Genomic DNA, 12,351 nt, shown 5'->3' on the forward strand with positions numbered 1-12,351 from the left:
CGACAGGTCGCAGCGCAGGCCGAGCGAGAACTGCTTCACGAAGGCCTTGGTGCCGCCATAGACGTTGCCGCCGGGATAGGGCCAGCTGGAGGCGACGGAGGCGAGATTGACGATCAGCCCGCGCTGCGCGATCAGCCGGTCCAGCAGCAGCCGGGTGATCGTCACCAGCCCGGTCACGTTGGTGTCGATCATCGTGCGCCACTGTTCCAGGTCGCAGTCCTGCGCGGCCCCGGTGCCCAGCGCCAGCCCGGCATTGTTGACCAGGACGGAGATGTCGGCGAACTCCGCGGGCAGGGATTCCAGGGCGGTGCGCGTCGCCGCCTCGTCCCGGATATCGAAGCACAGCGGATGGACCACCGCCGGTCCGCCCAGCGCCTCGACCAGGGCGTCCAGCCGGTCCTGCCGCCGGCCGGTGGCCACGATCCGCCAGCCTTCCGCCACCAGCCGCCGGGCGATGGCATCGCCGAATCCCGACGTGGCGCCGGTGACCATCGCCGTCTTCGGGTTGGTGGCGGTGTTCGGGGCGATGTTCGACATTGTGCGATCTTTCCTCATGACGTTGGAGGCTTCTGGCCGAAGCGCCACAGTATCATAGCTCGGGGAAGATCTCCCTCTCCCCCCGGGGAAAGGGAACTGTCCGCAACTCCGCGACCGTCCGGCAGCCCAGCAGGGCCATGGTGCGGTCGAGTTCGTCCTGCAGGATCGCCAGTGCGTGTTGCGCCCCCGCCTGTCCGCCGGCCGCGAGCCCGAACAGCGGCGCCCGGCCGAGCAGCACTGCCGCGGCGCCGGCCGCCAGCAGTTTCGCGGCGTCGCTGCCGCGCCGAACGCCGCTGTCGGCCAGCACCGTCATCCGGTCGCCGACCGCGTCCATGATCCGTGGAAGAACCGCAAGCGGCGAAGGCGCGCAGTCGAGGTTGCGCCCGCCATGGTTCGACACCACGACGGCCTCGACCCCGGACTCGGCCGCGCGCAGCGCATCCCCCGGCGCCAGCAGGCCCTTGAGGATGATCCGCCCCGGCCAGCGGCGGCGCAGCTCCGCCACATCGTCCCAGCTGACCCGGTCGCACAGCCGGATCGGATCGTGTGCCGTGGCGTCGGTGATGCGGGTGCGGAACTGCGGCGGGTAATGGGCGTATCCCGGCCAGCCGCCGTCGGCCAGCAGGCGCAGCAGCACGCCGCCCGCCCAGGCCGGGTGGCGCGCCACGTCCATGGCGCCGCGCAGCGACGGCGTGACCGGCACGTTGAAGCCGTTGTGTCGGTTATACTCGCGTTTCGGCGAAACGGCGGTGTCCACCGTCAGGATCAGCGTGTCCACGCCGCAGGCGGCGACCCGGTCCAGCAGGGCATGGGTCAGGCTGCGGTCGCGCCAGACATAAAGCTGGAACCACAGCTCGGCCCCGGCTTCCGTGATCGCCTCGATGCTGGTGATCGACTGGGTGGAAACGCAGAAGGGAATGCCGGCGGCGCGGGCGGCGCGCGCCAGCAGCACCTCCCCGTCATAGCGGACCAGACCGGCGGCGGCGGTAGGCGCGATGACGAAGGGCATCGGGCGCTCGCGGCCGAACAGCGTCACGCCGCTGTGGCGCTCGCCGCAATCGACCAGCACGCGCGGCGTCAGTTCGGCCTGCTCGAAGCTTTCGCGCAGCCGGCGCAGGGCCGCTTCATCCTCGGTGCCGCGGTCGATGTATTCGAACAGGCCGCGCGGCAGGAAGCGGCGGGCGCGCTGGCGCAACTCGTCGATGTTCAGGCATGCCTTATGGGCCGCCATGGGATCACCGCCTCCCGCGGGGTGGCGCGCTATCGGGAATAGCTGCCGAATGGGTGGACGGAGATGGAGGCCGCGGCCACCTGCACATGCCGGGCGAGTTCCTGTTCGACCTGCTCCGGCGTCCAGCGCGTGGCGGGGACGGAGATGCTGAGGCCGGCCACCGCGCGGCCATGCTCGTCGGTGATGGCGGCGCCGACGGAGATGTCGCCCATCACCGTCTCGTTGACCAGCAGCGCATAGCCCTTCTCCCCCGCCTCGCGCACGCGGGCGCGAAGCCGGTCGGGATCGCAGACGGTGAAGGGGGTCAGCGGGCGCAGGTCGGTGCGGGCCAGGATCTCCTCCTGCTCTTCCTCCGAAAGGCGCGACAGGATGGCGGTGCCGGACGCCGTGTAGTAGGCGGGCAGACGGCTGCCGACCATGAACTCGATGTTGACCAGATGCTTGCCGGGGAAGCGGGCGACGAAGACGATCTCGGCGCCGTCCAGCTCCTGCAGGTTGGTGGTCTCACCGACGCTGCGGCTGATGTCGAGAAGATAGGGAAAGGCCTTCTCGATCAGTTCGTTGGCGCGCAGGTAGTTGTAGGAGAACTGCAGCAGCTTCGGCGTCAGCGCATAGTTGCGCGTGCCGTGGACGCGGCGCAGATAGCCCAGAACCTCCAGCGTGTAGACCAGCCGCTGGGCGGCGCTGCGGTCCAGGTTGGCAGCCTTGGCGATCTCCGACAGCGGCATCTGCCGGTGCGGCCCGTCGAAGGCGTGCAGGATCTGGAAGGTCTTCTCGGTCGAGCCGACGAACAGCGAGGACTCGCGCGGGTCGGCCTTCCTGCCCTCCGGCGTTCCGTCCGGTTCCGCAGCCGCCGCAGCCGGGCCCGTTTCCGTCACGGCTCCTTCCGCCTTCGGTGTCCGTCCTGCTGTCCGCGTCATCGGCAATCCCCCAAGGCAGTCTTCATCCGGCCGGGTTGTCGCCCGGCGCCTCCGCGCCAACGCATAGCATCCGGCGAACCGAATGCCACGCGTCGTGCGATGCAACCCATCATACCGGCTGGGCGGCCGGCATTCCCTCGTAAGTGACGAGCAGGCGCGACAGCTCGCGCCGCAGCGACCGCTTCAGCGGCTCGGCCGGTTCACGCAGCGGCGCCAGCATCGCCGGGGCGTCCACGCCGATCAGGTCCATCACCGACTTCATCGGGCCGGGATTGGTCTCGGCGAAGGCCATGTTCATCATCGGGATCAGCGTGCGGTGGATCTCCAGCGCCTTGTCCAGCTTGCCGGTGGAGGCGAGGTCGTGGATCAGCCGCCACGCCCGCGGCAGCAGGTTGGCCGTCACCACGATGCCGCCCTTGGCTCCCGCCGCGACCTGCAGCGGGAACAGCGTGTCCTCGCCGCTCAGCACCGCGAAGGACGGATCGACCCCCGCCACCGTGCGCAGGAAATGGTACATGTCGGTGTTGCAGGCCTTCATGCCGACGATCCGCTCGTGCCGCGACAGCTCGTGCAGGATCTCCGGATCGATGGCGATGCGGGTGCGGTAGGGGATCTCGTAGATCAGGATCGGCACCGGCGATTCGTCGGCGTAGCGCAGGAAATAGTCGCGGATGCCGGCCTGCGTCGGGTTGGTGTAGTAGGGCGTCAGCACCAGCAGCCCGTCCACGCCCGCCGCCGCGAAATCGCGGCCGGCGGACAGTGCGTCGTAATAGCCGGTGTCGAGCACGCCGGCGATCACCGGGCCGCGCTTCTCGCCGCCCCCGGCCCCAGTCTCGGCCATCGCCTCCACCGACAGCTCGGCGAAGCGGATGCGCTGGTCCTTCGCCAGCGCGCCGTATTCGCCGGTGCCGCCGAGCGGGACCAGCCCGTCGATTCCCTGGCGGAACAGCCAGGAGAACAGCGCCTTGGAGGCCGCCACGTCGATGGTGCCGTCGGCTGTCACCGGCGTCGGGGTGGCGGGCAGAATGCCGCGAAGCTTCGTGGCGTCAAGCATGTCTTGTCCTTGGAAGAAGCGGGTGGTGAAAGGCGGTTCGGGAGCCGGTCTCAGCTGGCGAGGCTGCGCCGGCGCAGCCGGTCGGCGACGTAGATCAGGGTGGCGACGAACAGCAGAAGCCCGGTCGACACCGCCGCGATGACGGGGGAGACCTGCAGCGTCACCTCGTCCCAGAACTGCTTGGGCAGCGTGGCGCTCAGCCCGCCCGAGGAGAACAGCGAGATGGTCAGCTCGTCGAAGGAGGTGGCGAAGGCGAACAGGAAGGAGGACAGCATGCCGGCCCCCAGGATCGGGAAGGTGACGTGCCGCAGCGCCGCCAGCGGCCGGGCGCCCAGGCTCTGCGCCGCAAGGTCGAGCCGGGTGTCGTAGTTGCGCAGCACCGCCATCATGGTCATGACCACATAAGGCACGGCGACCACCGTGTGGCCGATAACCAGCCCCAGCACGGTGCCGACCAGACCCATCTGCGCGAAGACATAGAACATGCCGACGGCGATGATCATGCGCGGCACGACGATGGGCGACAGGATGAAGGCCAGCATGGCGCCCTTGCCACGCATCTGGCCGCGCACCATCAGGAAGGCGGCGGGAACGCCGATCGCCATCGACAGCAGGCCGGTGCCGAAGGCCACCACGATGGAGCGCCACAGCGCCTGCATCCAGATCGGCGAGTCCAGAAGCTGCTGATACCATTGCAGCGTGAAGCCCGACGGCGGCCAGGCGAGACCGCCCTTGCCGAAGGACAGCGGGATCATCAGGAAGGCGGGCAGGCTGATCAGCGCCAGCAGCAGCCAGACGAAAACGGTCAGCGCCAGCGGACGCTCGGCGCGGCCGCGGATGGGGTGGCGGCGCGGCAGCAGGCCGATCAGCGCATCGCTGGCCGAGCCGAGAGCGGCCAGCACGCGCCCGCCAAGCCGCCGCATGGCGGTGTCGCGGTTGCGCACCACGGCGCTCTCACCGGTCAGCGACGCGAAGCCGAAGACGCGGTCGTACAGCACGAAGACCACCAGCACGACGGTCAGAAGCAGGACCGAAATGGCGCCGGCCAGCCCCCAGTTCAGCGTCTGCTGCACCTGATCGATGATCAGCTGGGTGATCATCGTCTCCTTCCGGCCGCCCAGCAGGGCGGGCACGATGAAGAAGCCGATGGCCGACACGAAGACCATGATCGCCGACGCGGCCACGCCCGGCAGCGACAGCGGGAAATAGACGGTCCAGAAGGCGGTGCCGGGGCGGGCGCCCAGCGTGCCGGCGGCGCGCGGCAGGGTGCGGTCGATGTTCTCCATCACCGCCAGCATGGTCATCACCGCCAGTGGCAGCATGGCGTGCACCATGCCGACCAGCACGGCGCCGAAGCCGTAGAGCAGGTCGGCCGGGGTGTCGATGATGCCCAGCGACATCAGCGTGCTGTTGATCACGCCGTTGCGGCCGAGGATGACGACCCAGGCGAAGGCGCGCACCAGGAAGCTGGTCCAGAAGGACAGCAGTACCCAGAAGATCAGCCGGCTCTTCGCCGGTCCCTTGGCGATGGAGATCAGGTAGGCGATGGGATAGGCGGCGACCACGGAGACCAGCGTCGTCGCCAGCGAGATCTTCAGCGTGATCCACAGGACGGTGACGTAGAGGCTGGAGGCGAACAGCTGCGCATAGGGCGCCAGCGTGAAGCCCTGCCCGTTGTAGACGCTGAGCGCCAGCAGCTGCCCGACCGGGAAGACCAGGAAGGCGACGAGCAGCAGGACGAGCGGGGCGCCCATCAGCACCGGCTTGCGCCAGACGGGAGGGGGCGAATGGCGTTTGGCGCCTGCGGCGTGGGTCATGGTCATGGACTGTCCGCTCATCTCACGCCGTCCCGGCCGCACGAGCGGCATCGGCGATCACGTCGGCGATCACCACGGCGTCGCGCCCGCTCCAGGACAGCGTCAGCACGTCGTCGATGCGCACCGCGTCGGCCTCGTTGCGGGTGGGGAAGGCGGCGACCAGGGGCGGCAGGTCGCGGTCGAGCGGCTCCATATAGACCTTGGTCAGGCTGCCGGTGACCATCACCTCCGACACCCGGCCCTGCAGGCTGTCGGGAGCGTTTCCGGCGTTGCGGGCGACCGTCAGGTTCTGCGGCCGCACCATCACCCGCACCTCGGCACCCGGCGGCAGGTCGTTGCCGTTGGCCAGCGCCCGGCCGGAAACGCCCATCCCGCCCAGCCTGACTTCCACCTCGTCGCCGCTGCGGTTGCGCAGGGCGGCGGGCAGGATGTTGGATTCGCCCAGGAAATCGGCGACGAACAGCGAGCGGGGACGGAAATACAGATCGGCCGGCGTGCCCAGCTGTTCGATCCGCCCGGCATTCATCAGGCAGATGCGGTCGGACATCGTCATCGCCTCTTCCTGGTCGTGGGTGACGTAGACGACCGTCGTTCCCAACTCGCGGTGCAGGCGCTTGATCTCCAGCTGCATATGCTCGCGCAGCTTCTTGTCGAGCGCGCCCAGCGGCTCGTCCATCAGGATGATCGAGGGCTTGTAGACCATGCAGCGGGCGAGCGCGACGCGCTGCTGCTGGCCGCCCGACAGCTCGCGCGGGTAGCGGCCGGCGATGTGCGGCAGATGCACCATCTCCAGCGCCTCTCGCGCGCGCCGCTTGGCCTCGGCCGCCGCCACCTTCCGCATCTTCAGCGGGAAGGCGATGTTCTCCTCGACCGTCATGTGGGGGAACAGCGCGTAGTTCTGGAACACCACGCCGATGTCGCGCTCATAGGGCGGGGCGTAGGTGACGTCCTGCGAGCCGATGCGCACGCTTCCCTCGTCGGGCGGCACCAGCCCGGCCAGCAGGCTGAGCAGCGTCGTCTTGCCGGAGCCCGACGGGCCGAGCAGCGTCAGGAATTCGCCGTCGGCGACGACGAGATCCGTCGGGGCGAGCGCCACGAAGTCGCCGTAGCGCTTGGCAAGGCCCTGGACGGAAAGGCTGGAAGAAGACATGCGCGCCTCCTCGCGAAGGGGGTGGGGCCGAAGGGGGAAATTGGCAGGTGGAGAAAGCGCAGGCGTGCCTTTGCCCCCTCCCTAGCCCTCCCCCACCTTCGGTGGGAGAGGGAACTCCGCCGCGCTGCGACTAACTCCCTCTCCCACCGAAGGTGGGGGAGGGTTGGGGAGGGGGCAAAAGCGAGGCTTAGCCTCAGCTCAGCAGCCAGGCGTTGTAGCGCTCCAGCCCCTTCTGCTGGTTCTTCAGCCAGTAGTCGGCGTTGATCTGCACGCCGCGCTCGATGTTGGCCGGGAAGGTCGGGCAGTCGGGGGCGACCTTGGCGTCGATGTGCTTGAAGGCATCCGGCTGGGTCACGCCGGCCGGGAAATACTTCACCAGCTCGGCCTGCCGCTTGGGGTCGGAGGCGAATTTGATGAACTGGCGGCAGGCGTCGGCATTGGGGGTGCCGGCCAGGATCGCCCAGCTGTCGAGGCCCCAGATGTTCTGGTCCCAGACGATGCCGACCGGCGCGCCGGCGGCGATGGCCGCCTGCGGACGCGACACCCAGGTCGGGACCATGTCGACTTCACCGGACAGCAGCATCTGCTCGACCTGCGCGCCGCTGGTCCAGAAGACCGAGACGTCCTTCTTGATGCGGTCCAGCGCCTTGAAGGCGCGGTCGAGGTCGCAGGGATAGACCTGCCCCGCCGGCACGCCATCGGCCATCAGCGCCTGTTCGATTGTGTCGAACGGGTGCTTGCGCAGGGCGCGGCGGCCGGGGAAGTTGGCGACGTCGTAGAAGTCCTTCCACGAGGCCGGCGCCTTGCGGTCCTTGAAGGCGTCGGTGCGGTAGGCCAGCACCGTGGTGTAGACGTTGGTGCCGACGCCGTATTCCGACATGTACTGCTTGGGGATCGAGGCAACGGCCGGGTCGGCCTCCAGCCCGTGCTTCTCCAGCAGCGGCTTGTTGCCGCCGGTCAGCATCAGGATGGCCGGCTGGCTGATCTTGGCCATGTCCCAGGTGTAGGACTTGGCTTCCACCATCGAGCGGATCTGCGCCGTCGGCTCCGCATTCGCCTGGACGCCGATCACCTCGATGCCGGTCGCCGCGGTGAAGGGCTTGTAGAACACCTCGCCATAGGCCTTGGTGTAGATGCCGCCGTCGTCGCGCACGACGATCCGCTTGTTCTGCGCGCGCGCCGGGCTCCAGATCGCCGGCATGGCAAGGGCGCAAGCGCCGACGGCGCCGGCTTTCAGCAGGGTGCGGCGGGACCAGCCTGATTGGCGGATGCTCATGTCGGAACTCCTCTTGGTGGGCCGGAACGGCGGAAGAATGGAAGGCAGGAGGGCTCAGCCCGGCGGCAGCAGGCGGCCGGGGTTGAAGAGGTTCTGCGGGTCCAGCGCCTGCTTCACCGTGCGCATCAGCGCCAGTTCGACGGTGGGCTTGTAGCGCGCCATCTCGCCCAGCTGGACGCGGCCGACGCCGTGTTCGGCGCTGAAGGTGCCGTTCAGCCGGGCGGCCTCGTCGTTCACCGCGTGGCGGATGGCGGCGGCCAGAGCTTCGCGGTCGGGGATGGCGTTCCAGGCGTCGAAGGTGAAGAAGGGGATGAAGTGGACGTTGCCGTCGCCGAGATGGGCGACGACGATCGCCGGCAGGTCGGGCACCAGCGCCTGCACCGCGGCGGTGGCGCCGTCGATGAAGGCCGGCACCGCCGACAGCGGCACGGCGCAATCGGTGGTCAGCCCGACGCCGGCCTTCTTGTTCGCCTCCGAAACGCTGTGACGCACCTCCCACAGGGCGTGGCGCTGGGCATCGCTGGCGGCGAGCGCCGCGTCGGTCAGCAGCCCGTCGGCGAAGGCGTCCTCCAGGATCGCCTGAAGTTCGGCGTCCAGCGCGTCGCCGTCGCTGTTGTCGGACAGCTCGATCAGCACATGCCAGTCGGCCGGCGTATCGATCGGGCTTCGGCGGCCCGGAACCTGCTCCACCACCAGATCGAGCTGGAGGCGGTTGATCATCTCGAAGGCCGACAGCCGGGCGCCGCAGCGCTGCTGCACACGGGTCAGCAGGGTCAGCGCGTCGGCAGGATCGGCCATCCCGACCCAGGCGACCGCATGGCGCGTCGGCAGCGGGTGCAGCTTCAGCGTCGCCGCGGTGATGATGCCGAGCGTGCCTTCCGACCCGATGAACAGGTGCTTCAGGTCGTAACCGGTGTTGTTCTTGCGCAGGCCGTACAGCCCGGACCAGATCGTGCCGTCGGCCAGCACCACCTCCAGCCCCAGCACATTGTCGCGCGTGTTGCCGTAGCGCAGGACCGAGGTGCCGCCGGCATTGGTCGCGATGGTTCCGCCGATCTGGCAGGAGCCTTCCGCGCCCAGGCTGACCGGATAGAGCCGTCCCGCCGCCGCCGCCGCTTCCTGCACGGTGGCGAGCACGCAGCCGGCCTCGACCTCCATCGTGCTGTTGACCGGGTCGATGCCGCGGATCGCACGCATGCGCGCCAGATTGAGGATGACCGGGGCCGGGCCCGTCTCCGATGGGGTGGCGCCGCCGCACAGGCTGGTGTTGCCGCCCTGCGGCAGCAGCGGAATCCCGTGCCGGGCGCAGCAGCGAACCACCGCGGCGACCTGCCCGGCATTCGCCGGCCGGACGAGGCAGAGTGCCGGCCCGCGGTAACGCCCGCGCCAATCTTCCGTCGCGCCGTCAAGGTCGATTTTGGATGTCAGAACGGCGTCGGCGCCGATGAGGCCCGACAGCTCAGCGATCACGTCCACACGCGATCTCCTTGATCTGCATGGTGTCTGTCTTTGTAATCGCTATTCGATTACTTCAACTGAAATATGATACCTCGTGATTGGTGCGCCAACAATCCACTTTTTGCATAGAGACCGAATTTTTGGTTAGGCACCGAAATATCAGGGGCGGGAGTGATGGATGGCCGGATCGGACGAGCCGTCGGCACTGCGACGGCAGGGACTCTCGACCTGCGGTGGCGGACCTGCCTATAGTCCGGGATTGTGAGACGTGGCAGGGCCATCCTGCCCCCGGGGCGAGAGTTCATGAGCCGTTTGATCGATGCAGTGCTTGGCCGTTCGTCGGCGGTGGCGAAACCCGTCCGGACGCAATCATCCGCCCGCCGCTTCGTCGTCATCGATTGCGAGACCACCGGGCTGTCGCCGGCCGGCGGCGACCGCATGGTCAGCTTCGCCGCGATCGAACTGGCGGAGGCGGCGCCGACCGGCCGCTGTCTCAGCCTCATCTTCAATCCGGGACGCAAATCGAACCCGCATGCGCTGAAGGTGCATGGGCTGCCGGATCACCTCCTGCGCCACCAGGACCCGTTCCACAGCGTCGCCCAGGACATCCGCGGCTTCCTGGAGGGAGCGGTGCTGGTCGGTCACAATGTCGGCTTCGACATCGAGTTCCTGCGGCACGAGTTCCAACTCTGCGGCCTTCCCTGGGCGCCGCCCCAATCGGTTTGCACGATGCACCACGCCCGGGGGCAGGTGGCGGGGCGCGCGTCGCTCGACGCGGTGGCGACGCTGTTCGGCATCGATGTCGGCATCCGGGCGCGCTTCCACGGTGCCTTCGTCGATGCCGAGATCACCAGCCGCCTGTTCCAGAAGATGATCCTCGGCAGCGCCGAGATGCTGGCGGTTCCCCATCTGGCGCCGACCAACCAGATCGACCCGCCGCCGGTGGTCCGGCCGCCGGCCGCGCCGATCACGCACGGCATCAATGGTTATGCCTTCGCCGTCACCGGCGAACTGACCGGCCTGCCGCGCGAAGCCGTCATGGCCCGCATCCTGGCGCTGGGCGGAAGCTGGCATCACAGCGTCCGCAAGGACACCGACTATCTCGTCGTCGGCCATGCTCCCGGCGCCACCAAGCTGGACACCGCCGCCGCCCGGCGCGCCAAATACGGCAAGCCCGACACCATTGACGAGGCGCAGTTCTTCGCCATGGTCGCAGCCTCCGGCGGCGGAAGGCGCAGGTGAGGGCGGAGGGTGCTTGACATGAGAATGAGAATCGTTATCATTCAGACATTCGAACGCACCTACAGCGGAAGCCAGCCGTCAGCCTCCCAAGCCTGAACGTCAGCCACCGTCTTTTTTCCGCTCCGGCAGCGTGTCGAAACCCCATCAGACAGACGGCGCCACGGATGCCCGTGACGCCAGCCTGACCGTCAAACTTTCAACACCATCGCCGGGCGGCGATCACCCCGTGGTGGATGCGCCGGAAGCCTGCCCCAGGCGGGCGGCCACGGCCTCCCAATCGACGAGCTGTTCCAGGAACGCCGCGAGATAGTCGGGACGGCGGTTACGGTAATCGACGTAATAGGCGTGCTCCCAGACATCGCAGCCCAGCAGCGCGTGCCGGCCGTGCGCCAGCGGGTTCTCGCCGTTCGGAGTGCGCATCAGGGCCAGACGCCCGTCGGCTTCCTCGGTCAGCCAGACCCAGCCGGACCCGAACTGCGCGACACCCTCCTTGACGAAACCGTCCCGGAACGCATCGACGGACCCGAAGCTGTCGACGAGGCGGCGCTCCAGCGCACCGGGAACGGCCCCGCCGCCGCCGGGCTTCATCCAGGTCCAGAAATGGATGTGATTCCAATGCTGGCCGGCGTTGTTGAAGATGGCCTGGGCCTTCGGATCGGCAAACGACTGCCGCACCACCTCTTCAAGCGGCAGGCCGGCGAAGGCCGATCCTGGAACCAGCTCGTTCAGCTTGGCGACATAGGCGGCGTGGTGCTTGCCGTGGTGAAGCGTCATGGTTTCCAGCGACATCGCCGGCCCAAGCGCATCGGGAGCATAAGGCAGATCGGGCAGAACGAACGCAGCGGTCATCGGTTCCTCCTTCGCCAAGGCCGCCCGGCCGTTGCGTTGGCAGTGCCGAGCGGCTAAATTCAAAGTGCAAACTTGGTTTATTGGGTGGCAGGGAATATGTCAAGCCGCGGCTTGGAAAATCATGCGTGGTCGCCGAGGACCGTGACCGACAAGCTGTTGGCGTTCTTGAAGACGCACGGCCCTCAAACCACGGCGGAGCTGGGGCAGGCGCTCGGCACGACGGCGGAGAACATTCGCCAGCAGCTGAGCCGGCTGGGGGCGGAAGGGCTGGTCGAGGCCCGGTCCCGTCCACGCGGGGTGGGCCGGCCGGCCCAGGTCTGGCAGCTGACAGCGGCCGGTCATGCCCGTTTTCCCGATGCCCACGCGGATTTGGCCGTGCAACTGATCCGGAGCATCGGCGAAAATCTGGGGCCGGGCGCTTTCGATACGCTGATCGCGGCGCGCCGTGCCGACACCGAGGCCAACTACATGGCCGAGCTGAGGGATGTGGTCGGTGTGAAGGACCGTGTGGCGCGCGTGGCGGCGATCCGCAACCGGGAAGGCTACATGGCCGATTGGTGGGAGGAAGCGGACGGCTCGCTCCTCCTCGTCGAGAATCACTGCCCGATCTGTGCCGCCGCCGCGGCCCATGACGGCTTTTGCCGCGCAGAACTGGCCGTCTTCCAGCAGGTGATCGGGCCAGATGCTCCGGTCCGACGTGTCGAGCATATTCTGGCTGACGCCCGCCGTTGCGCCTACCGGATCGAGCCGGCGCCGGCTCAAGGCGATGCCATGCCTTCCGGTCTGCACGGCCGGGGCGATGAAGACGGCCGCTAAG

At 68.4% G+C, this 12,351-nt stretch carries 11 protein-coding genes; 2 read left to right on the top strand and 9 right to left on the bottom strand.

Annotated features, from left to right (window positions below; translation table 11 throughout):
• The 8 genes from VD964_RS18830 to VD964_RS18865 all read right to left on the bottom strand — a co-directional run.
• On the bottom strand, positions 1-537 hold a 537-nt coding region (locus tag VD964_RS18830), incomplete at its 3' end, for an SDR family NAD(P)-dependent oxidoreductase (RefSeq protein ID WP_324870050.1).
• A gap of 52 nt (positions 538-589) precedes the next feature.
• Positions 590-1,768, bottom strand: coding sequence for an alpha-hydroxy acid oxidase (locus VD964_RS18835; protein WP_324870051.1), 1,179 nt, complete (start codon positions 1,766-1,768; stop codon positions 590-592).
• Between the two features lie 29 nt (positions 1,769-1,797).
• Entirely contained in the window at positions 1,798-2,646 is an 849-nt protein-coding gene (locus tag VD964_RS18840) for an IclR family transcriptional regulator (protein WP_324870052.1), read from the bottom strand.
• A 151-nt stretch (positions 2,647-2,797) separates the two neighbouring features.
• Positions 2,798-3,742, bottom strand: a complete 945-nt coding sequence (locus VD964_RS18845) for a dihydrodipicolinate synthase family protein (RefSeq protein WP_324870053.1) — start codon at positions 3,740-3,742, stop codon at positions 2,798-2,800.
• A 50-nt stretch (positions 3,743-3,792) separates the two neighbouring features.
• Positions 3,793-5,580: an ABC transporter permease subunit gene (locus tag VD964_RS18850; RefSeq protein ID WP_324870054.1), complete on the bottom strand. Its 1,788-nt coding sequence runs from the start codon at positions 5,578-5,580 to the stop codon at positions 3,793-3,795.
• 1 nt (position 5,581) lies between these two features.
• Complete coding sequence (locus VD964_RS18855; RefSeq protein ID WP_324870055.1) at positions 5,582-6,709, bottom strand: ABC transporter ATP-binding protein; 1,128 nt, start codon at positions 6,707-6,709, stop codon at positions 5,582-5,584.
• A gap of 193 nt (positions 6,710-6,902) precedes the next feature.
• Entirely contained in the window at positions 6,903-7,985 is a 1,083-nt protein-coding gene (locus VD964_RS18860; RefSeq protein WP_324870056.1) for an ABC transporter substrate-binding protein, read from the bottom strand.
• A gap of 54 nt (positions 7,986-8,039) precedes the next feature.
• Positions 8,040-9,461: an FAD-binding oxidoreductase gene (locus tag VD964_RS18865; protein WP_324870057.1), complete on the bottom strand. Its 1,422-nt coding sequence runs from the start codon at positions 9,459-9,461 to the stop codon at positions 8,040-8,042.
• Positions 9,462-9,746: 285 nt separating this feature from the next.
• Here VD964_RS18865 and VD964_RS18870 point away from each other — a divergent pair, with 285 nt between their 5' ends.
• Positions 9,747-10,685 carry an exonuclease domain-containing protein gene (locus VD964_RS18870; RefSeq protein WP_324870058.1) on the top strand — a complete coding sequence of 313 codons (939 nt, stop codon included), beginning with the start codon at positions 9,747-9,749 and terminating at the stop codon, positions 10,683-10,685.
• Positions 10,686-10,904: 219 nt separating this feature from the next.
• Here VD964_RS18870 and VD964_RS18875 read toward each other — a convergent pair whose 3' ends face one another.
• Positions 10,905-11,534, bottom strand: a complete 630-nt coding sequence (locus tag VD964_RS18875) for a superoxide dismutase (protein WP_324870059.1) — start codon at positions 11,532-11,534, stop codon at positions 10,905-10,907.
• 141 nt (positions 11,535-11,675) lie between these two features.
• On the opposite strand from VD964_RS18875, the gene VD964_RS18880 reads away from it, so the two are divergent.
• Positions 11,676-12,350 carry a metalloregulator ArsR/SmtB family transcription factor gene (locus VD964_RS18880; RefSeq protein WP_324870060.1) on the top strand — a complete coding sequence of 225 codons (675 nt, stop codon included), beginning with the start codon at positions 11,676-11,678 and terminating at the stop codon, positions 12,348-12,350.
• The last annotated feature ends 1 nt before the right edge of the window (position 12,351 follow it).

Source organism: Azospirillum sp. (genome assembly GCF_035628975.1).
Lineage (GTDB): Bacteria > Pseudomonadota > Alphaproteobacteria > Azospirillales > Azospirillaceae > Azospirillum.

Coding starts and splice junctions, on each gene's coding strand:
- VD964_RS18835 (WP_324870051.1), bottom strand. CDS start 1,768: ATGGCGGCCCATAAGGCATGCCTGAACATCGACGAGTTGCGCCAGCGC.
- VD964_RS18845 (WP_324870053.1), bottom strand. CDS start 3,742: ATGCTTGACGCCACGAAGCTTCGCGGCATTCTGCCCGCCACCCCGACG.
- VD964_RS18850 (WP_324870054.1), bottom strand. CDS start 5,580: ATGAGCGGACAGTCCATGACCATGACCCACGCCGCAGGCGCCAAACGC.
- VD964_RS18855 (WP_324870055.1), bottom strand. CDS start 6,709: ATGTCTTCTTCCAGCCTTTCCGTCCAGGGCCTTGCCAAGCGCTACGGC.
- VD964_RS18860 (WP_324870056.1), bottom strand. CDS start 7,985: ATGAGCATCCGCCAATCAGGCTGGTCCCGCCGCACCCTGCTGAAAGCC.
- VD964_RS18870 (WP_324870058.1), top strand. CDS start 9,747: ATGAGCCGTTTGATCGATGCAGTGCTTGGCCGTTCGTCGGCGGTGGCG.
- VD964_RS18875 (WP_324870059.1), bottom strand. CDS start 11,534: ATGACCGCTGCGTTCGTTCTGCCCGATCTGCCTTATGCTCCCGATGCG.